We start from the raw sequence: 19999 nt of genomic DNA, 5'->3' as shown, positions 1-19999 counted from the left end.
GGGTGGGAGTCCCGCCGGTAGGCTCTCCAACAGCCGAAATCTTCCGGATCGCCGCCGGTGATCCGTCCGCCGCTGTCGAATGTTGAGGACGAACGTGCTCATTGCCGGGTTCCCCGCCGGGGCCTGGGGGACCAACTGTTATCTGGTCGCCCCGGCCGCGGGTGAGGAGTGCGTGATCATCGACCCGGGCCACCAGGCCGCACCGGGCGTCGAGGAAGCACTGGAGAAGCATCGGCTCAAGCCCGTCGCCGTCGTCCTCACCCACGGCCACATCGACCACGTCGCCTCGGTCGTCCCGGTGTGCGGCGCGCACGACGTGCCCGCGTGGATCCACCCCGAGGACCGCTACATGATGAGCGACCCGGAGAAGGCCCTCGGCCGCTCCATCGGGCAGCAGCTCATGGGCGAGCTGACCGTGGGCGAGCCGGACGACGTCAAGGAGCTCGGCGACGGCACGAAGCTGGAGCTGGCCGGGCTGGAGTTCTCCGTCGCGCACGCCCCGGGCCATACCAAGGGGTCGGTGACCTTCCGGATGCCCGAGCAGGCCGACATCCCGCCGGTCTTCTTCTCGGGCGACCTGCTGTTCGCCGGCTCCATCGGACGTACCGACCTGCCGGGCGGCGACCACGCCGAGATACTGCGGTCGCTGGAGCGCGTGTGCCTGCCGCTCCAGGACGAGACCGTCGTACTGTCCGGCCACGGCCCCCAGACCACCATCGGCCGCGAGCGCGCCACCAACCCGTTCCTGCGGGAGGTGGCCGCCGGCCTCGGAGACGGCGCACCGCACAGCCCGGCTCCGCGACGAGGAATGTGACGAGAACTTCCGTGAGCACCTTCAAGGCCCCCAAGGGCACCTACGACCTGATCCCGCCGCAGTCCGCGGTCTTCCTCGCGGTGCGCGAGGCCATCTCCGGGCCGCTCAAGCGGTCGGGGTACGGGTACATCGAGACGCCCGGCTTCGAGAACGTCGAGCTGTTCGCGCGCGGTGTCGGTGAGTCCACCGACATCGTGACCAAGGAGATGTACGCCTTCGAGACCAAGGGCGGCGACCAACTGGCGCTGCGCCCCGAGGGCACCGCCTCCGTACTGCGCGCCGCCCTGGAGGCCAACCTCCACAAGGCGGGCAACCTCCCCGTCAAGCTCTGGTACTCCGGTTCGTACTACCGCTACGAGCGCCCGCAGAAGGGCCGCTACCGCCACTTCTCCCAGGTGGGCGCCGAGGCCATCGGCGCCGAGGACCCGGCGCTGGACGCCGAGCTGATCATCCTGGCCGACGACGCCTACCGGTCGCTGGGCCTGAAGAACTTCCGTATCCTGCTCAACTCGCTCGGCGACAAGGAGTGCCGTCCCGTCTACCGGGCGGCCCTCCAGGAGTTCCTCTACGGGCTCGACCTGGACGAGGACACCCGCCGCCGCGCCGAGATCAACCCGCTGCGGGTGCTCGACGACAAGCGCGCGGACGTGCAGAAGCAGCTCGTGGGCGCGCCGCTGCTGCGCGACCACCTGTGCGAGGCGTGCAAGGCGTACCACGAGCAGGTGCGCGAGCTGCTGACCGCGGCGGGCGTCGCCTACGAGGACGACCCGAAGCTGGTCCGCGGGCTGGACTACTACACCCGTACGACCTTCGAGTTCGTCCACGACGGTCTCGGCTCGCAGTCCGCGGTCGGCGGCGGCGGGCGCTACGACGGCCTGTCCGAGATGATCGGCGGCCCCGCGCTGCCCTCGGTGGGCTGGGCGCTCGGCGTGGACCGCACGGTCCTCGCGCTGGAGGCCGAGGGTGTCGAGCCGGCGCTGCCCGCGACCACGGCCGTGTTCGCGGTGCCGCTCGGCGAGGAGGCCCGGCGGACGCTGTTCGGCACGGTCACCGAGCTGCGCCGGGCCGGGGTCGCCACCGACTTCGCGTACGGCGGCAAGGGCCTGAAGAACGCCATGAAGTCGGCGAACCGCTCGGGCGCCCGCTTCGCGGTCGTCGCGGGTGAGCGTGATCTGGCCGAAGGCGTCGTCCAGCTCAAGGACCTGGAGAGCGGCGAGCAGACGCCGGTCGCGCTGGACGCGGTCGTCGAAGAGGTCCGCCGCCGGCTCGGCTGATCCCGTCCGCCTCTGTACGGGGCGCCCGCCGTCGGGTAGGAGGCCCCCTTCCGGCCGTCCACCGCGCTCGCCGCGCGGTGGCTCGGAAGGGGGCCTTTATGCGCATCGAACAGTGGTCCCGTGTCCGGTTGGGGCAGAATGAGGGCCCGGCGCGCGCCAGTTGGCACGCGCTCTCCGCTCACTCCCCACGGCACCGACGGAACGGCGATATGACCACGACAGCGCTTGACGACGTGTCCACCGGCGACGACCACCCCGGCCGGGGCGGCGGCACGGCCGGCTCGGGACGCGGCCTGGCCTGGCTGCTGGTGATCACCAGCGCCCTGGGGCTGCTCGCGTCCTGGGTGATCACCATGGACAAGATCGAGCTGCTGAAGGACCCGAACTTCAAGCCGGCCTGCAGCCTCAGCCCGATCGTCTCCTGCGGCAGCGTCATGCAGAGCCCGCAGGCCGAGGTCTTCGGCTTCCCCAACCCGGTCGCCGGCCTGATCGCGTTCGGCGTGGTCATCGGGATCGGCGTCGGCCTGCTCGCCGGGGCCCGCTACCGCGCCTGGTACTGGATCGGCCTGAACATCGGCACGCTCGCGGGCGCCGTGTTCTGCATGTGGCTGATGTCGCAGTCGCTGTACGTCATCAACTCGCTGTGCCTGTGGTGCACGCTCACCTGGTGCGTCACGATCCTGATGTTCTGGTACACCACCGTGCACAACCTCAAGCACGGGATCATCCCGGCGCCGGCGGGCCTGCGCAAGGTGGTGCTGGAGTTCCACTGGGTCGTGCCGGTGCTCTGGTACGGCGTGATCGCGCTGCTCATCCTCACCAAGTGGTGGTCCTACTGGAGCTCCCTGATCTGAGGCGGGCGACCCCGCGGGGGGCCGGCCGGCGCCGACGCCGACCGGCCCCCGACGGCGTTGTCAGTGGGGTGGCCTAGGCTCTGAAGCGTGGAGCCCGACCTGTTCACCGCCGCTGCCGAAGACCGCCAGGAGAAAGACCCCACGGGGTCGCCCCTCGCCGTACGGATGCGTCCGCGCACCCTCGACGAGGTCGTCGGCCAGCAGCACCTGCTCAAGCCGGGCTCGCCGCTGCGCCGCCTGGTCGGCGAGGGCGACGGCGGGCCCGCCGGACCGTCCTCCGTCTTCCTGTGGGGGCCGCCCGGCATCGGCAAGACGACGCTCGCGTACGTGGTCAGCCAGGCGACGAACAAGCGCTTCGTGGAGCTGTCGGCGATCACGGCCGGCGTCAAGGAGGTGCGCTCCGTCATCGACGGCGCCCGCCGCGCCTCCGGCGGCTACGGCAAGGAGACCGTCCTCTTCCTCGACGAGATCCACCGCTTCAGCAAGGCCCAGCAGGACTCCCTGCTGCCCGCCGTCGAGAACCGCTGGGTGACGCTGATCGCCGCGACGACCGAGAACCCGTACTTCTCGGTGATCTCGCCGCTGCTCTCCCGCTCGCTCCTGCTGACGCTGGAACCGCTCACCGACGACGACCTGCGCGGCCTGCTGCGGCGCGCGCTGACCGACGCGCGGGGGCTGGCGGGCGCGGTCACGCTGCCCGAGGACACCGAGGCGCACCTGCTGCGCATCGCCGGCGGCGACGCCCGCCGCGCGCTGACGGCCCTGGAGGCCGGGGCCGGGTCCGCGATCTCCAAGGGGGAGAAGGAGATCACCCTCCAGACGCTGGAGGAGTCCGTCAACCGGGCGGCCGTGAAGTACGACCGGGCCGGTGACCAGCACTACGACGTCGCCAGCGCCCTGATCAAGTCCATCCGCGGCTCGGACGTGGACGCGGCGCTGCACTACCTGGCCCGGATGATCGAGGCGGGGGAGGACCCGCGGTTCATCGCCCGGCGGCTGATGATTTCGGCGAGCGAGGACATCGGGCTGGCCGACCCGTCCGCCCTGCAGACCGCGGTGGCCGCGGCCCAGGCCGTCGCGATGATCGGCTTCCCGGAGGCCCGGATCACCCTCAGCCAGGCCACGATCGCGCTGGCCCTGGCCCCCAAGTCCAACGCGGCCTACCTGGCGATCGACGCGGCGCTCGCGGACGTACGGGCCGGGCTGGCGGGCCCGGTGCCGCCGCACCTGCGCGACAGCCACTACAAGGGCGCCGAGAAGCTGGGCCACGGCAAGGGCTACCAGTACCCGCACGACCTGCCGGGCGGCATCGCGGCCCAGCAGTACGCACCGGACGCGGTGCACGGGAAGCGGTATTACGAGCCGACGCGGTACGGCGCGGAGGCGCGGTACGCGGACGTGACGGAGCGCGTGCGGGACCGCCTGCGCGGCGAGGAGCCGGGATAGCGGCGGTCGGCTTCGTCGCCGGGTGCGCGTTGCTCCCGGCCGAGGGCCGTCCTCCGCTTCCCCCGGCTACCGCCGGGAGGTGCCCCCGGGCGGGCTCGATCCGGCCCGTCCGGGGGCGACGGCCACGCGGTTCATCCCGACGCCGCCGCGTCGAACAGCGTGTGCATGGCCCGGCGGAGTTCGGCGACGTCGCGGACGGGGTCCGGGAAGTCGAAGCGGGCGTCGAAGCAGCGGTGCTCGGCGTCGGTGAAGCGCACCCGCAGGCCGAAGCGGTCCAGGGCCACCGGCACGGCCCGGTCGCGGAAGCCGCAGACGCGCTGCGCGCGGTCCCCGAGCAGGCTGCACAGACCGCGTACCTGATCGCTGTGGGCCGAGTGCAGGTGCTGGAGCAGCTCCGCCTCGTGGGCCGCCAGCGGGTCCGGCTCGGCCGCGGCGAACTCCTCCGGCTGCACGGCCTGCGCGCCCCACAGATCGTCCACGGCCGCCTCGCCGACCTCCAGGCGCAGCATCATCCAGGCGGGCCGTCCGAACATGCCCGGCGGCGGGTCCGGCTGCAGCGCCTCGCCGATGCCGAGCAGCTCGCCGACCGGGTGCCGCTCGGCGAGCAGCATGGCGGCGCGGGCGCGTTCCCCGTTGCGTACGGGGGTGAGCCAGCCCGCGACCCAGGCCCGGCCGCGGATGCGGTGGGGCATCGAGACGGGTGCCACATCGGTGATCTCCATCACCGCGGTGAGGTCGTCGTCCTGGGCGTGTGCGGCGGCTCTGGCGGCCGCGGAGTCCCCGGGAACCAGCAGGAGCACGTCGCCGGCAGCGGTGACCGTACGGCATACTGGTGCGGAGAGTCCGGCGTCGTCGGGGTCCTCGATTCCGGGGATGCTCAGCGAGGCCATACCATTGGACTCGACGAGGGTTCGTACGCGCTCGGCGGCGGCTGGCTGCTGGGCGTCTTCCACGGGACGCGGCTGACCCATCCCGGTGCTCTGACCTGCACCGGGCAGGGGGATCCCAGGTCGAAACATGCGTTCTCCTCGCAGTAAGGTAAGCCTAACCTAACCTACACGGAGGTCCGTTCCACGTGAACCAGTCGCGTCCCAAGGTCAAGAAGTCGCGCGCGCTCGGCATCGCTCTGACGCCGAAGGCCGTCAAGTACTTCGAGGCCCGTCCTTACCCGCCCGGCGAGCACGGCCGTGGCCGCAAGCAGAACAGTGACTACAAGGTCCGTCTGCTGGAGAAGCAGCGTCTGCGCGCTCAGTACGACATCAGCGAGCGCCAGATGGTGCGCGCCTACGACCGCGCTCGGAAGGTCGAAGGCAAGACAGGCGAAGCCCTGATCATCGAGCTTGAGCGCCGTCTGGACGCGCTCGTCCTGCGTTCGGGCATCGCCCGGACGATCTACCAGGCCCGTCAGATGGTCGTCCACGGCCACATCTCGGTGAACGACCGCAAGGTCGACAAGCCGTCCTTCCGCGTCCGTCCCGACGACGTCGTGATGGTCCGCGAGCGCAGCCGCGAGAAGCATCCCTTCCAGGTCGCGCGTGAGGGTGGCTACGCCCCCGAGGGCGAGACCCCCCGCTACCTGCAGGTCAACCTCAAGGCCCTGGCGTTCCGCCTGGACCGTGACCCGCAGCGCAAGGAGATCCCGGTGATCTGCGACGAGCAGCTCGTCGTCGAGTACTACGCCCGTTGATCCTGGCGTAGTCACCGCACGGCTGCGCGCCCCGCGCGCGCGGCCCGCCGCGTGCTCAGCCCGCCGTCTCCCCGCCGTTCCCGGTGGGGGAGGCGGCGGGTTCGTGCGTTTCCGGGGGCGGTTCCGGGGCCGCGGCGCGCGCTCCCGGTACGGCACCGCCTGTACGGGGCGCCGTGCCGTCGCCGAGGATCCGGGCGACCGCCGCGTCCAGGTCCAGCCCGGCACCGGCCCGCAGGCAGTGCTCGTACCGCTCGGTCCCCAGCAGTTCCCGCGCCTGCTCCTCGCACAGCTGGTGCGGCTGGTTGAAGTAGCGCGAGCCGAACAGCGGCAGCCCCACCGAGGGCCAGATCCGCCCGGCGGTGCCCTGCAACCGCGCCGCCTCGGCCGCGTCCCCCTCGCCGAGTGTGACCAGCGCCAGCAGCTCGATGGCCAGGACCGCGCCCAGCAGATCGTGGAAGGCGTGGTCGATGGCCAGGCACTCCGTCAGCAGGGCACGGGCCCGTGGCATCTCTCCCCGGCTCCAGGCCGCGTAGGCCAGCACGAACAGCGCGTACGCCAGGGTCCATCGCTCCCCGTGGTCGTCGCAGACCTGCTGTACGTCCTCGCACAGCCGTACCGCCTGCGCCAGGTCGCCCTGGAAGGCCACCGCCATCGCCAGTTCGACCTGCCCCATCAGGACGTTGCTGTTCAGTTCGCCGATCTCCCGGTAGCGGCCGAGCGCGTCGCGCAGCAGCCGCTCGGCGCGCGGCATGTCGTCGCGGACCAGCGCCAGGCAGCCGGTGCGGTGCAGGGCGTACGCGGCGGCGGTGGCGTTGCCGGTGCGCTCCGCGCCCTCCTGGCACTCCTGGAGAGCGCTCATCGCGCCGACCGTGTCGCCCTGGAGCACCGCCACGTACCCGGCCACCCACAGCGCCTTCAGCCGGGCGTCGTCGTGGTCGCCCTCCAGTTCCAGGGAGCGGTCGAGCCAGTGCCGCCCCTCGGAGAGCCGGCCGCAGCCGGCCCAGTAGAACCAGAGCGTGCCCGCCAGGTACTGGCCCAGGTGAGCGTCTCCTGAACTGTCCAGGCTGTATTCCAGGGCGACTCGCAGATTCGGCAGTTCGCACTCGATGCGGGCGGCCACCTCGGCCTGCCGCGGGCTGAACCAGTCCAGCTCGCACCAGGTGGCCAGGCCCACGTACCAGTCGCGGTGCCGTCGGCGCAGCCGCTCCAGGTCGCCCGTCGCGGCCAGCCAGCCGGCCCCGTACTCCCGGACGGTGTCCAGCATCCGGTGCCGCAGGCCCGCCGGGGTCTCCTCCCGGACGACCACCGACTGGGCCACCAACTCGCCGAGTACGTCGACCAGTTCGTCCGCCGGCAGGTCCGGGCCCGAGCAGACGTACTCGGCGGCGTCCAGGTCGAACTGCCCGGCGAAGACCGACAGCCGGGCCCACAGCAGGCGCTCGGCGGGCGTGCACAGCTCGTGGCTCCAGCCGATGGCCGTCCGCAGCGTCTGGTGGCGGGACGGGAGGCCCCCTTGGGGGAGCGGGGCCGAGGGGCTCGCGGGGCCGCCGCGGTAGCCGCCGGTCAGCAGCCGGAAGCGGTCGTCGAGCCGGTGCAGCAGCTGTTCGACCGACAGGGCCCGCAGCCGCCCCGCCGCCAGCTCCAGCGCGAGCGGAATGCCGTCCAGCCGGCGGCACAGCTCGGTGACGGCGGCCCCGCCCGACGCGTCCGTCGTGAAGCCGGGCACCACGGCCGTCGCGCGGTCGTGGAACAGGGTCGCCGCGTCCGGGCCGTCCATCGGCGGCAGCGGCAGGTTCTGCTCGCCGGGCAGGCCGAGCGGGCGGCGGCCCGCCGCCAGGACGCGCAGGCCGGGCGCGCGCCGCAGCAGGTCGGCGGCGAGGTCGGCGCAGTCGTCGACCAGGTGCTCGTACCCGTCCAGGACGAGCAGCAGCTCGCGGCCGGCTAGGTGGTCGCGCAGCGCGGCGCGGGGCGGCCGTCCCGTGTGGTCGGCGAGGCCCAGTGCTTCGGCGGCTGCGTGGTCCAGCAGGTGGCCGTGGTGCAACGGGGCCAGTTCGACCAGCCACACGCCGTCGCAGAAGCGATCCTGCAACATCGTGGCGGCCTGGAGGGCGAGCCGGGTCTTCCCGACACCGCCGACCCCGGTGAGCGTCACCAGCCGGGCGGCCTCCAGATGACCGGCCAGCGCGGCGAGTTCACCGGCACGGCCGACGAACCGGGTCAGCTCCGCGGGCAGATTGCCGGGCACCCGCAGGCGCGGGGAGGAAAAGCGGGGCAGGGGGCGTCGCATGGGACACGGAGCGTACTCGCAGGTGTGCGGACCGTACAATCGCCCGGCGGTGGGCCCCGCGCCGCACGGGCAGTGCGGTGCGGGCGGGCGCCCACGGCGCGATAGGCTCGGGATCTGCCGTTCGAGCAGGACGGGACCAGACCAAATCAGTCGGAGAGTGGTGCCAACGTGTCCGGTGGAGAGGTGGCCGGGATCCTCGTGGCCGTCTTCTGGGCGATCCTCGTGTCCTTCCTCGCCCTCGTGCTGGTGAGGCTCGCACAGACACTCAAGGCGACGACCAGAATGGTCGCCGAGGTGTCCGAGCAGGCCGTACCGCTGCTGGCCGACGCGTCCGCGACCGTCCGCTCCGCGCACACCCAGCTCGCCCGGGTCGACGCCATCGCCTCCGACGTCCAGGAGGTCACCGCCAACGCCTCCGCGCTCTCCTCGACCGTCTCCTCCGCGTTCGGCGGACCGCTGGTCAAGGTCGCGGCGTTCGGCTACGGCGTGCGCCGCGCGATCGGCAGGAAGGGCGCACCGCCCGAGCCGAAGCGCACCGTCGTCGGCCGTACCCTGCCCGCCGCCCGCCGTGGCGGGCGCCGCAACCGTCGCTCCAAGGACTGATCGCCGCGATGTTCCGCCGCGCATTCTGGTTCACCACCGGCGCCGCCGCCGGGGTCTGGGCCACCACCAAGGTCAACCGCAAGCTGCGCAAGCTCCAGCCCGACAGCCTCGCGGCGCAGGCCGCCGACAAGGCCGTCGAGGCCGGACACCGGCTGCGCCAATTTGCAGTGGACGTACGCGCCGGAATGGCGGACCGTGAGGACCAGCTCCACGAAGCGCTGGGCCTGACGGACCGGGGCGACGCGCGCGAGCTGCCCCCCGCGCGCTCCCGCGCCGCGCTCGAAACGCCGCAGTACCAGATCACGCAGCACCGAACGAGAACACCCGGACCGACCGGACCGACCGGAAATGAGGACCACTGATGGAGTCGGCTGAAATCCGCCGCCGCTGGCTGCGCTTCTTCGAGGAGCGCGGGCACACCGTCGTGCCGTCGGCGTCGCTCATCGCGGACGACCCGACGCTGCTGCTGGTCCCCGCGGGCATGGTGCCCTTCAAGCCGTACTTCCTCGGCGAGGTCAAGCCGCCGTGGCCGCGCGCCACCAGCGTCCAGAAGTGCGTGCGCACGCCGGACATCGAAGAGGTCGGCAAGACCACCCGGCACGGCACGTTCTTCCAGATGTGCGGCAACTTCTCCTTCGGCGACTACTTCAAGGAAGGCGCCATCACCTACGCCTGGGAGCTGCTGACCGGCTCCCAGGAAGACGGCGGCTACGGCCTGGACCCGGAGAAGCTCTGGATCACCGTCTACCTGGACGACGACGAGGCCGAGCGCATCTGGCACGAGGTCGTCGGGGTGCCCAAGGAGCGCATCCAGCGCCTGGGCAAGAAGGAGAACTACTGGTCGATGGGCGTCCCGGGCCCGTGCGGCCCGTGCTCCGAGATCAACTACGACCGCGGCCCGGAGTTCGGCGTCGAGGGCGGCCCGGCCGTCAACGACGAGCGGTACGTGGAGATCTGGAACCTGGTCTTCATGCAGTACGAGCGCGGCGCGGGCACCTCGAAGGAGGACTTCGAGATCCTCGGCGACCTGCCGAGCCGGAACATCGACACCGGCCTCGGCCTGGAACGCCTGGCGATGATCCTCCAGGGCGTCCGCAACATGTACGAGACCGACACGCTGCGCGTCGTGATCGACAAGGCCGGCGACCTGACCGGGGTGCGCTACGGCGCCGCCGCGGACACCGACGTGTCGCTGCGCGTGGTCGCCGACCACATGCGCACGTCCACGATGCTCATCGGCGACGGCGTCACCCCCGGCAACGAGGGCCGCGGCTATGTGCTCCGCCGCATCATGCGCCGCGCCATCCGCAACATGCGCCTGCTCGGCGCCACCGGCCCGGTCGTCGCCGACCTGCTGGACGTCGTGATCAAGACGATGGGCCAGCAGTACCCGGAGCTGCTGGAGGACCGCAAGCGCATCGAGACGGTCGCGCTCGCCGAGGAGGCCGCCTTCCTCAAGACGCTCAAGGCCGGCACCAACATCCTCGACACCGCCGTCACCGAGACCAAGGCCGCCGGCGGCACGGTGCTCCCCGGCGACAAGGCGTTCCTGCTCCACGACACCTGGGGCTTCCCCATCGACCTCACCCTCGAAATGGCCGCCGAGCAGGGCCTTTCGGTGGACGAGAACGGCTTCCGCCGGCTGATGAAGGAGCAGCGGGAGCGCGCCAAGGCCGACGCCCAGGCCAAGAAGCACGGCCACGCCGACCTGTCCGCCTACCGCGAGGTGGCCGACCGCGCCGGCGCCACCGTCTTCACCGGCTACCGCCACACCGAGGGCGAGTCGTCCGTCGTGGGCCTGCTGGCCAACGGCGTGGCCGCCCCCGCGGCCCAGGAGGGCGACGAGGTCGAGGTCGTCCTGGACCGCACCCCCTTCTACGCCGAGGGCGGCGGCCAGCTCGCCGACACCGGCCGCATCAGGCTGGAGTCGGGCGCCGTCGTCGAGGTGCGCGACGTGCAGCAGCCGGTCCCCGGCGTCACGGTCCACAAGGGCGTCGTGCAGGTCGGCGAGGTCGTGGTCGGCTCGCCCGCGTACGCCAGCATCGACGTCAAGCGCCGCCGGGCCATCGCCCGCGCCCACAGCGCCACCCACCTCACCCACCAGGCGCTGCGCGACGCGCTCGGCCCCACGGCCGCCCAGGCCGGTTCGGAGAACTCCCCGGGCCGCTTCCGCTTCGACTTCGGCTCGCCGACCGCCGTGCCCGGTACGGTCCTGACCGACGTCGAGCAGCGCATCAACGAGGTGCTCTCCCGGGAACTGGACGTCCAGGCCGAGGTCATGAGCATGGACGAGGCCAAGAAGCAGGGCGCCATCGCCGAGTTCGGCGAGAAGTACGGCGACCGGGTGCGCGTGGTGACCATCGGCGACTTCTCCAAGGAGCTGTGCGGTGGCACCCACGTGGCCAACACCGCCCAGCTCGGCCTGGTCAAGCTGCTCGGTGAGTCCTCCATCGGCTCCGGTGTGCGCCGGGTGGAGGCCCTGGTCGGCGTGGACGCGTACCACTTCCTCGCCCGTGAGCACACCGTCGTCTCGCAGCTGACCGAGCTGGTCAAGGGCCGCCCCGAGGAGCTGCCCGAGAAGATCTCCGGCGTGCTGGCCAAGCTCAAGGAGGCCGAGAAGGAGATCGAGCGCTACCGCGCCGAGAAGGTCCTCCAGGCCGCCGCCGGGCTGGCGCAGGAGGCCAAGGACGTACGGGGCGTCGCGCTGGCCGCCGGCCAGGTCGCCGACGGCACCTCCGCCGACGACCTGCGCAAGCTGGTCCTGGACGTGCGCGGCCGCATCCCGGGCGACCGCCCGGCCGTGGTCGCCCTGTTCACCGTGACGGGCGGGCGTCCGGTCACCGTCATCGCCACCAACGAGGCCGCCCGCGAGCGCGGTATCAAGGCCGGTGACCTGGTCCGTACCGCCGCCAAGACGCTCGGCGGCGGCGGTGGCGGCAAGCCGGACGTGGCCCAGGGCGGCGGCCAGAACGCCGCCGCGGTGCCCGAGGCGATCGAGGCCGTCGAGCGCCTCGTGGCCGAGGCGGCCTGAGCGTGGCGGAGATGCGACGCGGCCGGCGCCTCGCGATCGACGTCGGGGACGCCCGGATCGGGGTCGCCTCGTGCGACCCCGACGGGGTCCTCGCGACCCCCGTGGAGACGGTGCCGGGGCGGGACGTCCCGGCGGCGCACCGGCGGCTCAGGGCGATCGTCGAGGAGTACGAGCCCATCGAGGTCGTCGTCGGCCTGCCCCGCTCCCTGAACGGGGGAGAGGGGCCGGCCGCGGCCAAGGTGCGGGCCTTCGCGCAGGAGATGGCGCGCGGGATCGCTCCGGTGGCGGTACGCCTGGTCGATGAACGCATGACAACCGTCACAGCCACGCAGGGCCTGCGGGCCTCCGGGGTCCGCAGCAAGAAGGGCCGCTCCGTGGTGGATCAGGCCGCTGCGGTGGTCATTCTCCAGAGTGCACTGGAGACCGAACGGGTGTCTGGTCACCCACCCGGCGAGAGCGTCGAAGTGGTCATCTGATCGCGGTACGGTAACGTTCCGCGCGACGTCGCGGCGGATCGAACAACCGCACGTGCAGAAAGAGGCGGTCGGTACCGCAGGCGCTGCCACCAGGAGCGCACCGCCTCGCGGCTCTAGGGGATCGATGACTGAGTATGGCCGGGGCTACGGCTCCGAACCGTGGCATCCCGACGACCCTCTCTACGGAGATCAGGGTCGTTACGGAGGTCAGCCGCAACCACCTCAGCAAGGTCCCTACGGAGAGCAGTACGGCGGCCCGCACCAGCAGCAGGCCGCCTACGGAGGGCAGCCGCAGGGCGGCCGGCAGCACGGCTACGCTCAGCAGCCTCAGGGGCCGCACCCCCAGGGCCAGCAGCCCCAGTGGGATGAGCTGTCCGGCCCCTACCAGGCCCAGCAGCAGTACAACGGCGGCTGGGACCCCTCGCAGGGCGGCGCCCCGTACGACCCGTACGGCCAGCAGCCACCGGTCGATCCGTACAGCGGCCAGAGCCCCGACTACTACGGGACCCAGGACGCGTACCCGCCGCCGCAGCCGCAGCACCTGCGGCAGCAGCAGGCCGGGCAGCACGGACAGCCGGGCCAGGGCGAGCAGGGGGAGCAGGTCGCCCAGACCGCGCAGTTCGAGGCGGTGCGCCCGGAGCAGCTGCGCCAGCCGCCGCACCCCTCCCCGCCCGGCGACGACTTCCGGGCCGGCCCCGGACCCGATCAGGACGAGCAGGTCCGGGACCCGGCGCACGCCTTCTTCAAGGACGTCCAGGACGACCGGGACGGCGACGAGGGCTACGACGACGCCGGCACGGACCCGCGCGAGGAGCGCCGGGCCGGCCGGGAGCGCCGCGGCAAGAAGAGCAAACAGCGCAGCCGCGCGGCCTGCCTGATCGTCGCCGGCGTCTTCGTCCTGGGCGGCGGCGCGGTCGCCTACTTCGGCTACGACTTCTGGATGAGCCACTTCGGCCCGGCTCCCGACTTCGAGGGCGAGGGCAGCGGGGAGGTCCAGGTCCAGATCCCGCCGGACACCTCGATCATGGAGATGGGCCTGATCCTCAAGCGCGAGGGCGTCGTCAAGAGCGCCGACGCCTTCACCGAGGCGGCGAGCGAGAACGACCGGGGCAAGCGGCTCCAGGCCGGTGCCTACTCGCTGCGCAAGCAGATGTCGGCGGAGTCCGCGGTCACGCTCATGCTGGACCCCAAGAGCCGCAACGGCCTCACCGTCCGCGAGGGCCTGCGCAACGGCGCCGTCTACGACCTGATCGACAAGAAGCTGCACCTCAAGCCCGGTGCGACCAAGGAGGTCGCGCTCTCCGAGGCCAAGAACCTGGGCCTGCCCTCCTGGGCGAACGGCAACCCGAAGATCAAGGACCCGCTGGAAGGGTTCCTCTACCCCTCCACCTACAGCGTCAGCGGCAAGGCCAAGCCGGCGGACGTCCTCAAGGAGATGGTGGCGCGGGCCAACCGGGAGTACGCCAAGTACGACCTGGAGGAGAACGCGAAGAAGCTCGGCCTGAAGTCGCCGCTGGACCTCGTCACGGTCGCCAGCCTCACCCAGGCCGAGGGCATCACCCACGACGACTTCCGCAAGATGGCCGCGGTCGTCTACAACCGGCTCGCGCCGAGCAACACGGTCACGAACCAGAAGCTCGAATTCGACTCGACGTACAACTACCTGAAGAACCAGAGCAAGATCGACATCGGGACGCGCGAGATCCGCAACTACGACGACCCGTACAACACCTACTTCTACAAGGGCCTGCCGCCGGGGCCGATCGGCAACCCGGGCGCGGACGCGCTCAAGGCGTCGATCGACCCGGACGACAGCGACAAGTGGATGTTCTTCATCTCCATCGACGGGAAGAAGACCGACTTCACGACCAACCTCAAGGACCACGAGAAGCTGGTCCAGGAGTTCAACAAGCGCAAGCACAAGCAGTAGCCCCGGTCGACCGGCCGCCGCACGACGGCGGCGGCCGGTCCGGGGGCGCCTCGGCCGCCGCGCGGTGTTCGTCTATCGTTTCGCGGGTCCGAGCTGAGGAGCACCATGTCCAGTGAAGTCCAGGTCCGCCGCCGGGCGGCGGTCCTCGGGTCGCCCATCGCCCATTCCCTCTCCCCGGTCCTGCACCGGGCCGCCTACGCCGAACTGGGCCTGTCCGGCTGGGAGTACGGCCGCCACGAGATCGACGAGGGGACGCTGCCCGGCTTTCTGGCGGAGCTGGACGGCAGCTGGGCCGGCCTGTCCCTGACCATGCCGCTCAAGCGGGCGGTGATCCCGCTGCTGGACGCGGTCAGCGACACCGCCGCCTCCGTCGAGGCCGTCAACACCGTGGTCTTCACCGAGGACGGGCGGCGTACCGGCGACAACACCGACATCCCCGGCATGCTGGCCGCGCTGCGCGAGCGCGGCGTACACGAGGTCGAAGGCGCGGCCGTGCTCGGCGCGGGCGCCACGGCCTCCTCCGCGCTCGCCGCCCTGTCCCGGATCTGCACGGGCGAGGTGACCGCCTACGTACGCAGCGCGGCGCGGGCCGCGGAGATGCGCGGCTGGGGCGAGCGGCTGGGCGTCACCGTCCGGACCGCCGACTGGTCGGAGGCGGCCGCCGCCTTCGAGGCGCCGCTGGTCGTCGCCACCACCCCGGCCGGGACCACCGACGCGCTGGCCGCCGCCGTGCCCGAGCGGCCCGGCACCCTCTTCGACGTGCTGTACGAGCCGTGGCCGACCGCCCTGGCCGCGCGGTGGGACGCCCGCGGCGGCGCGGTCGTGGGCGGCCTGGACCTCCTCGTCCACCAGGCCGTACTCCAGGTGGAGCAGATGACCGGCCGGTCCCCGGCCCCGCTGGCGGCGATGCGCGCGGCGGGGGAGAAGGCGCTCGCCGGGCGGTGACCCCGCGGGCCCGGTCCGCTTCCTGGACGGGGAGCGGCCCGCCGGGGCGGACGTGGGAGGATCAGGGGAAGACTGTTCGCGCAGTAGCAGGACATGAGGAGCATCGTTGAGCAGGTTGCGCTGGCTGACGGCGGGGGAGTCGCACGGCCCCGCACTCGTGGCGACGCTGGAGGGCCTCCCGGCCGGCGTCCCGATCACCACGGACATGGTGGCGGACGCCCTGGCCCGTCGCCGGCTCGGCTATGGCCGCGGTGCCCGCATGAAGTTCGAGCGCGACGAGGTCACCTTCCTCGGCGGCGTCCGGCACGGGCTCACCCTGGGCTCGCCCGTCGCGATCATGGTGGGCAACACCGAGTGGCCCAAGTGGGAGAAGGTCATGGCGGCCGACCCGGTCGACCCCGCGGAGCTGGCCGAACTGGCCCGTAACGCCCCGCTGACCCGCCCCCGCCCCGGCCACGCGGACCTGGCCGGCATGCAGAAGTACGGTTTCGACGAGGCCCGCCCGGTCCTGGAGCGCGCCTCCGCCCGGGAGACCGCCGCCCGCGTCGCGCTCGGCACGGTCGCCCGCTCCTACCTCAAGGAGACGGCCGGCATCGAGATCGTCTCGCACGTGATCGAGCTGGCCGCCGCGAAGGCCCCGTACGGCGTGCTGCCCGAGCCTTCGGACGTGGAGCGGCTGGACGCCGACCCGGTGCGCTGCCTGGACCCTCAGGCGAGCGCGGCGATGGTCGCCGAGATCGACCAGGCCCACAAGGACGGCGACACCCTCGGCGGCGTCGTCGAGGTGCTGGCGTACGGCGTCCCCGTGGGCCTCGGCTCGCATGTGCACTGGGACCGGCGGCTGGACGCGCGGCTGGCCGGTGCCCTGATGGGCATCCAGGCGATCAAGGGCGTCGAGGTCGGCGACGGCTTCGACCTGGCCCGGGTGCCCGGTTCCCAGGCGCACGACGAGATCGTCTCCACCGACGAGGGCATCCGCCGTTCCTCCGGCCGCTCCGGCGGCACCGAGGGCGGCCTGTCGACCGGCGAGCTGCTGCGCGTCCGGGCCGCGATGAAGCCGATCGCGACCGTGCCGCGCGCGCTGGCCACCGTCGACGTCACCACCGGTGAAGCGACGCAGGCGCACCACCAGCGCTCCGACGTGTGCGCGGTCCCCGCGGCCGGCATCGTCGCCGAGGCGATGGTCGCGCTGGTGCTGGCCGACGCGGTGGCGGAGAAGTTCGGCGGCGACAGCGTGCCGGAGACCCGCCGCAACGTGCGGTCCTTCCTCGACGGCCTGGCGATCAGGTGACGCCGCCGCTCGTGGTGCTGGTGGGCCCCCCGGGCGCGGGGAAGTCCACCGTGGGCGCGCTGCTCGCCGAACGGCTCGGCACCGCGTACCGCGACACCGACGCGGACATCGAGGCGGGCGCGGGCAAGCCGATCCCGGAGATCTTCATCGACCACGGCGAACCGCACTTCCGCGAACTGGAACGGCAGGCCGTACGGGCCGCCGTCGAGAGCCACCCCGGGGTGCTCTCGCTCGGCGGCGGCGCGATCATGGACGAGGGCACCCGTGCCCTGCTGTCCGGCCTGCCGGTCGTCTTCCTGGACGTCCAACTGGCCGACGCCGTACGGCGGGTGGGCCTCGACGCGCCGCGCCCGCTGCTCGCCGTCAACCCGCGGCAGCGCTGGCGCGAGCTGATGGAGGCGCGCCGCCCGCTGTACACGGAGGTCGCGCGCGCCGTGGTCGCCACGGACAGCCGGACGCCCGAAGAGGTCGCCGACGCCGTACTGGACGCATTGCAGCTACAGACATCCCCGGAGGCCGGGGCGCCGGCGGCGGACGCCGCGGCCCCCGGCACGCCCGGGAGAGAGGAACACCCGTGACGGAGCAGCCCATCCGCATCCAGGTCGGCGGCACCGCGGGCACCGACCCGTACGAGGTCCTGGTCGGCCGGCAGCTGCTGGGCGAGCTGGCGGGCCTGATCGGCAAGAACGCCAGGCGCGTCGCCGTCCTGCACCCGGAGGCGCTGGCTGCCACCGGCGAGGCGCTGCGCGAGGACCTGGCGGGCCAGGGGTACGAGGCCATCGCCGTCCAGCTGCCCAACGCGGAGGAGGCCAAGACGGCCGAGGTCGCCGCGTACTGCTGGAAGGCGCTGGGCCAGACCGGCTTCACCCGCACCGACGTGATCGTGGGGGTCGGTGGCGGCGCCACCACCGATGTGGCGGGCTTCGTCGCCGCGACGTGGCTGCGCGGCGTGCGCTGGATCGCCGTACCGACCACCGTGCTCGGCATGGTGGACGCGGCGGTCGGCGGCAAGACCGGCATCAACACCGCCGAGGGCAAGAACCTGGTCGGCGCCTTCCACCCGCCGGCCGGTGTGCTGTGCGACCTGGCCGCGCTGGACTCCCTCCCGGTCCACGACTACGTCTCCGGGCTCGCCGAGGTCATCAAGGCCGGCTTCATCGCCGACCCGGCCATCCTGGAGCTGATCGAGTCCGACCCCGAGGGCGCCAAGCGCCCCGACGGCCCGCACACCACCGAGCTGATCGAGCGGGCCATCCGGGTCAAGGCCGAAGTGGTCTCCGCGGACCTGAAGGAATCCGGGCTGCGGGAGATCCTCAACTACGGCCACACCCTGGGCCACGCCATCGAGAAGAACGAGCGCTACAACTGGCGGCACGGCGCCGCCGTCTCCGTCGGCATGGTCTTCGCCGCCGAACTCGGCCGGATCGCCGGCCGGCTGGACGACGCGACCGCCGACCGGCACCGCTCCGTGCTGGCCTCGGTGGGCCTGCCGCTGACCTACCGGGGCGACCAGTGGCCCAAGCTGCTGGAGACGATGAAGGTGGACAAGAAGTCGCGCGGCGACCGGCTGCGCTTCATCGTCCTGGACGGCCTGGCCAAGCCCACCGTCCTGGAGGGCCCGGACCCGGCGATGCTGCTCGCCGCGCACGCGGAGATCGCCGCATGAGGCGCGTCCTGGTCCTCAACGGGCCCAACCTCGGCCGCCTGGGCTCGCGCGAGCCCGACGTCTACGGCTCCACGTCCTACGCGGGCCTGGTCGAGCGCTGCACCGCGCTCGGCGCGGAGCTGGGCTTCGAGACCGAGGTCCGGGAGACCAACGACGAGGGCGAGATGATCCGCTGGCTGCACGAGGCGGCGGACGGCTCCCTCCCGGTCGTTGTCAACCCCGGCGCGTTCACGCACTATTCGTACGCGATGCGGGACGCCGCCGCCCAGCGCACCGCGCCGCTCATCGAGGTGCACATCTCCAACCCGTACGCCCGCGAGGAGTTCCGCCACACCTCCGTGATCGCGGCGGTCGCCAGCGGTACGGTGGCCGGCTTCGGCATCGGCTCGTACGAACTCGCGCTGCGCGCGCTGGCCGCCGAACTCACCGGCTGACAGCGCGCTCCGGGCACCCTGTGCCGTCCCCCCGGCCGTTGCTCCGCCGACGGCCGGGGGACACCGGCCACCCCCGCCGGGGGAGGACTGCGGCCACCTTCTGCGGGTACCGTTCGCCGGACAACCACATCGGCCCACCCGGGCCGGACGCCCGGCGCGCCGGAACACGCGAGCACCGTACGGACGACAGCCCCGCCCGTACCGCGAGCACCGTGCACCGCGGGCGGCCCACGCAATCGACCGCACGAGACGGAGAGCCACCGGATGCAGCACGCAGTGGGGGCTCCGCTGCCACCGCCTCACGGACCGGTGCCGGGGCCGGCGGCCGCGATGAGCTGGCCCCAGGGCCACCCCATACCGCCGCAGCAGCCCCCGGCCGCGCCGCCCGCGCCGGGCTGGCCCGCCGCCCCGCCGCACGGCGCGCCCACCGCGCCGCCCCCCGCCGAGGCCACCGGACACGTCCAGCTCCCGCCCGGCGCGCCGGTGGCGCTGCCCAGCCCGCCCGCCGGCACCTCCGCGCAGGACGCCGCGCACGCCGCCGTCGCGGTGCTGCTCATCGGCCCGGCCGGGGCCGGCAAGACCAGCGTCGCCCGGCACTGGGCCGACACCCGCCGGGTGCCCACCGCGCACATCAGTCTGGACGACGTGCGGGAATGGGTGCGGTCCGGGTTCGCCGACCCCCAGACGGGCTGGAACGACCACTCCGAGGCGCAGTACCGCCTCGCCCGCCGCACCTGCGGCTTCGCCGCCCGCAACTTCCTCGCCAACGGCATCTCCTGCATCCTCGACGACGCGGTCTTCCCGGACCGCCCGGTCATCGGCCTCGGCGGCTGGAAGCGCCACGTCGGCCCCGGGCTGCTGCCCATCGTGCTGCTTCCCGGCCTGGAGATCGTCCTGGAGCGCAACGCCCGCCGCACGGGCAACCGCCGCCTGTCCGACGAGGAGGTCGCCCGCATCCACGGCCGGATGGCGGGCTGGTACGGCTCCGGCCTGCCGATCATCGACAACTCCCAGCAGGACGTCCCCACCACGGCCCGCCTCCTGGACGAGGTGGTCGCCCGCAGCATCGCGAGCCCGCCCAGCTGGTAGTGGGAGGGTGGGGGCGGATGTGTTCTGAGGCGCGAGGCTTCCCGAAGCCGCGAGTTCCCGGAGGCACGGAGTTCTCGGAAGGCGCAGAGTTCCCGGAAGGCGCAGAGTTCCCGGAAGGGCCGGACTCCGAGGGTTCTCGCCGCCCCCTCCGGGTATCCCCCCGCCGGGGGGA

The 19999-nt window shown here is 72.6% G+C and carries 18 protein-coding genes; 16 read left to right on the top strand and 2 right to left on the bottom strand.

Annotation, left to right across the window (positions count from 1 at the left end):
• Positions 1–94 precede the first annotated feature (94 nt).
• From ACH4FX_RS27390 to ACH4FX_RS27375, 4 genes are all read left to right on the top strand, one after another.
• Positions 95–814, top strand: a complete 720-nt coding sequence (locus tag ACH4FX_RS27390; protein ID WP_398483283.1) for an MBL fold metallo-hydrolase — start codon at positions 95–97, stop codon at positions 812–814.
• 11 nt (positions 815–825) lie between these two features.
• Positions 826–2088, top strand: a complete 1263-nt coding sequence (gene hisS / locus ACH4FX_RS27385; protein ID WP_398483281.1) for a histidine--tRNA ligase — start codon at positions 826–828, stop codon at positions 2086–2088.
• Positions 2089–2297: 209 nt separating this feature from the next.
• Entirely contained in the window at positions 2298–2942 is a 645-nt protein-coding gene (locus ACH4FX_RS27380) for a vitamin K epoxide reductase family protein (protein WP_398483279.1), read from the top strand.
• Positions 2943–3029: 87 nt separating this feature from the next.
• Positions 3030–4388, top strand: coding sequence for a replication-associated recombination protein A (locus ACH4FX_RS27375; RefSeq protein ID WP_398483277.1), 1359 nt, complete (start codon positions 3030–3032; stop codon positions 4386–4388).
• Between the two features lie 131 nt (positions 4389–4519).
• On the opposite strand, the gene ACH4FX_RS27370 is transcribed toward ACH4FX_RS27375, so the two are convergent.
• Complete coding sequence (locus ACH4FX_RS27370; RefSeq protein WP_398483470.1) at positions 4520–5278, bottom strand: DUF2470 domain-containing protein; 759 nt, start codon at positions 5276–5278, stop codon at positions 4520–4522.
• A 185-nt stretch (positions 5279–5463) separates the two neighbouring features.
• Here ACH4FX_RS27370 and rpsD point away from each other — a divergent pair, with 185 nt between their 5' ends.
• Positions 5464–6075: a 30S ribosomal protein S4 gene (gene rpsD, locus ACH4FX_RS27365; protein ID WP_398483275.1), complete on the top strand. Its 612-nt coding sequence runs from the start codon at positions 5464–5466 to the stop codon at positions 6073–6075.
• Between the two features lie 55 nt (positions 6076–6130).
• On the opposite strand, the gene ACH4FX_RS27360 is transcribed toward rpsD, so the two are convergent.
• Positions 6131–8362 (bottom strand): ATP-binding protein, encoded by a 2232-nt coding sequence (locus tag ACH4FX_RS27360; RefSeq protein ID WP_398483273.1) that lies wholly within the window; start codon positions 8360–8362, stop codon positions 6131–6133.
• Between the two features lie 168 nt (positions 8363–8530).
• Here ACH4FX_RS27360 and ACH4FX_RS27355 point away from each other — a divergent pair, with 168 nt between their 5' ends.
• From ACH4FX_RS27355 to ACH4FX_RS27305, 11 genes are all read left to right on the top strand, one after another.
• A complete protein-coding gene (locus tag ACH4FX_RS27355; RefSeq protein WP_398483271.1) occupies positions 8531–8965 on the top strand; it encodes a DUF948 domain-containing protein in 435 nt (144 codons plus the stop codon).
• 8 nt (positions 8966–8973) lie between these two features.
• Entirely contained in the window at positions 8974–9327 is a 354-nt protein-coding gene (locus tag ACH4FX_RS27350; RefSeq protein ID WP_398483269.1) for a DUF6167 family protein, read from the top strand.
• Positions 9327–11996 carry an alanine--tRNA ligase gene (alaS, locus tag ACH4FX_RS27345; protein ID WP_398483267.1) on the top strand — a complete coding sequence of 890 codons (2670 nt, stop codon included), beginning with the start codon at positions 9327–9329 and terminating at the stop codon, positions 11994–11996. The genes ACH4FX_RS27350 and alaS overlap by 1 nt, the downstream gene beginning before the upstream one ends.
• An 11-nt stretch (positions 11997–12007) precedes the next feature.
• Positions 12008–12472 (top strand): Holliday junction resolvase RuvX, encoded by a 465-nt coding sequence (gene ruvX / locus ACH4FX_RS27340; RefSeq protein WP_398483468.1) that lies wholly within the window; start codon positions 12008–12010, stop codon positions 12470–12472.
• Positions 12473–12596: 124 nt separating this feature from the next.
• Complete coding sequence (mltG, locus tag ACH4FX_RS27335) at positions 12597–14402, top strand: endolytic transglycosylase MltG (RefSeq protein WP_398483266.1); 1806 nt, start codon at positions 12597–12599, stop codon at positions 14400–14402.
• Between the two features lie 105 nt (positions 14403–14507).
• A complete protein-coding gene (locus ACH4FX_RS27330; RefSeq protein ID WP_398483264.1) occupies positions 14508–15347 on the top strand; it encodes a shikimate dehydrogenase in 840 nt (279 codons plus the stop codon).
• Positions 15348–15453: 106 nt separating this feature from the next.
• Entirely contained in the window at positions 15454–16638 is a 1185-nt protein-coding gene (gene aroC, locus ACH4FX_RS27325; protein ID WP_398483262.1) for a chorismate synthase, read from the top strand.
• A complete protein-coding gene (locus ACH4FX_RS27320) occupies positions 16635–17216 on the top strand; it encodes a shikimate kinase (RefSeq protein WP_398483260.1) in 582 nt (193 codons plus the stop codon). The genes aroC and ACH4FX_RS27320 overlap by 4 nt, the downstream gene beginning before the upstream one ends.
• On the top strand, positions 17213–18304 hold the full coding sequence (gene aroB / locus ACH4FX_RS27315) for a 3-dehydroquinate synthase (RefSeq protein ID WP_398483258.1): 1092 nt from the start codon (positions 17213–17215) through the stop codon (positions 18302–18304). The genes ACH4FX_RS27320 and aroB overlap by 4 nt, the downstream gene beginning before the upstream one ends.
• Positions 18301–18738: a type II 3-dehydroquinate dehydratase gene (gene aroQ / locus ACH4FX_RS27310; RefSeq protein ID WP_398483256.1), complete on the top strand. Its 438-nt coding sequence runs from the start codon at positions 18301–18303 to the stop codon at positions 18736–18738. The genes aroB and aroQ overlap by 4 nt, the downstream gene beginning before the upstream one ends.
• Before the next feature lie 264 nt (positions 18739–19002).
• A complete protein-coding gene (locus ACH4FX_RS27305) occupies positions 19003–19827 on the top strand; it encodes a Pro-rich N-terminal domain-containing protein (protein WP_398483254.1) in 825 nt (274 codons plus the stop codon).
• The last annotated feature ends 172 nt before the right edge of the window (positions 19828–19999 follow it).

Source organism: Streptomyces sp. NPDC018019 (genome assembly GCF_044327805.1).
GTDB lineage: Bacteria > Actinomycetota > Actinomycetes > Streptomycetales > Streptomycetaceae > Streptomyces.
The sequence above is the reverse complement of the archived record's forward strand: the minus strand, read 5'-3'. Positions and strand labels throughout refer to the sequence as shown.

Bases quoted from the DNA above. Each gene is read 5' to 3' on its own strand.
- ACH4FX_RS27380 (WP_398483279.1), top strand. From the start codon at position 2,298: ATGACCACGACAGCGCTTGACGACGTGTCCACCGGCGACGACCACCCC.
- ACH4FX_RS27370 (WP_398483470.1), bottom strand. From the start codon at position 5,278: ATGGCCTCGCTGAGCATCCCCGGAATCGAGGACCCCGACGACGCCGGA.
- ACH4FX_RS27360 (WP_398483273.1), bottom strand. From the start codon at position 8,362: ATGCGACGCCCCCTGCCCCGCTTTTCCTCCCCGCGCCTGCGGGTGCCC.
- ACH4FX_RS27350 (WP_398483269.1), top strand. From the start codon at position 8,974: ATGTTCCGCCGCGCATTCTGGTTCACCACCGGCGCCGCCGCCGGGGTC.
- alaS (WP_398483267.1), top strand. From the start codon at position 9,327: ATGGAGTCGGCTGAAATCCGCCGCCGCTGGCTGCGCTTCTTCGAGGAG.
- ruvX (WP_398483468.1), top strand. From the start codon at position 12,008: ATGCGACGCGGCCGGCGCCTCGCGATCGACGTCGGGGACGCCCGGATC.
- mltG (WP_398483266.1), top strand. From the start codon at position 12,597: ATGACTGAGTATGGCCGGGGCTACGGCTCCGAACCGTGGCATCCCGAC.
- ACH4FX_RS27330 (WP_398483264.1), top strand. From the start codon at position 14,508: ATGTCCAGTGAAGTCCAGGTCCGCCGCCGGGCGGCGGTCCTCGGGTCG.
- aroQ (WP_398483256.1), top strand. From the start codon at position 18,301: ATGAGGCGCGTCCTGGTCCTCAACGGGCCCAACCTCGGCCGCCTGGGC.
- ACH4FX_RS27305 (WP_398483254.1), top strand. From the start codon at position 19,003: ATGCAGCACGCAGTGGGGGCTCCGCTGCCACCGCCTCACGGACCGGTG.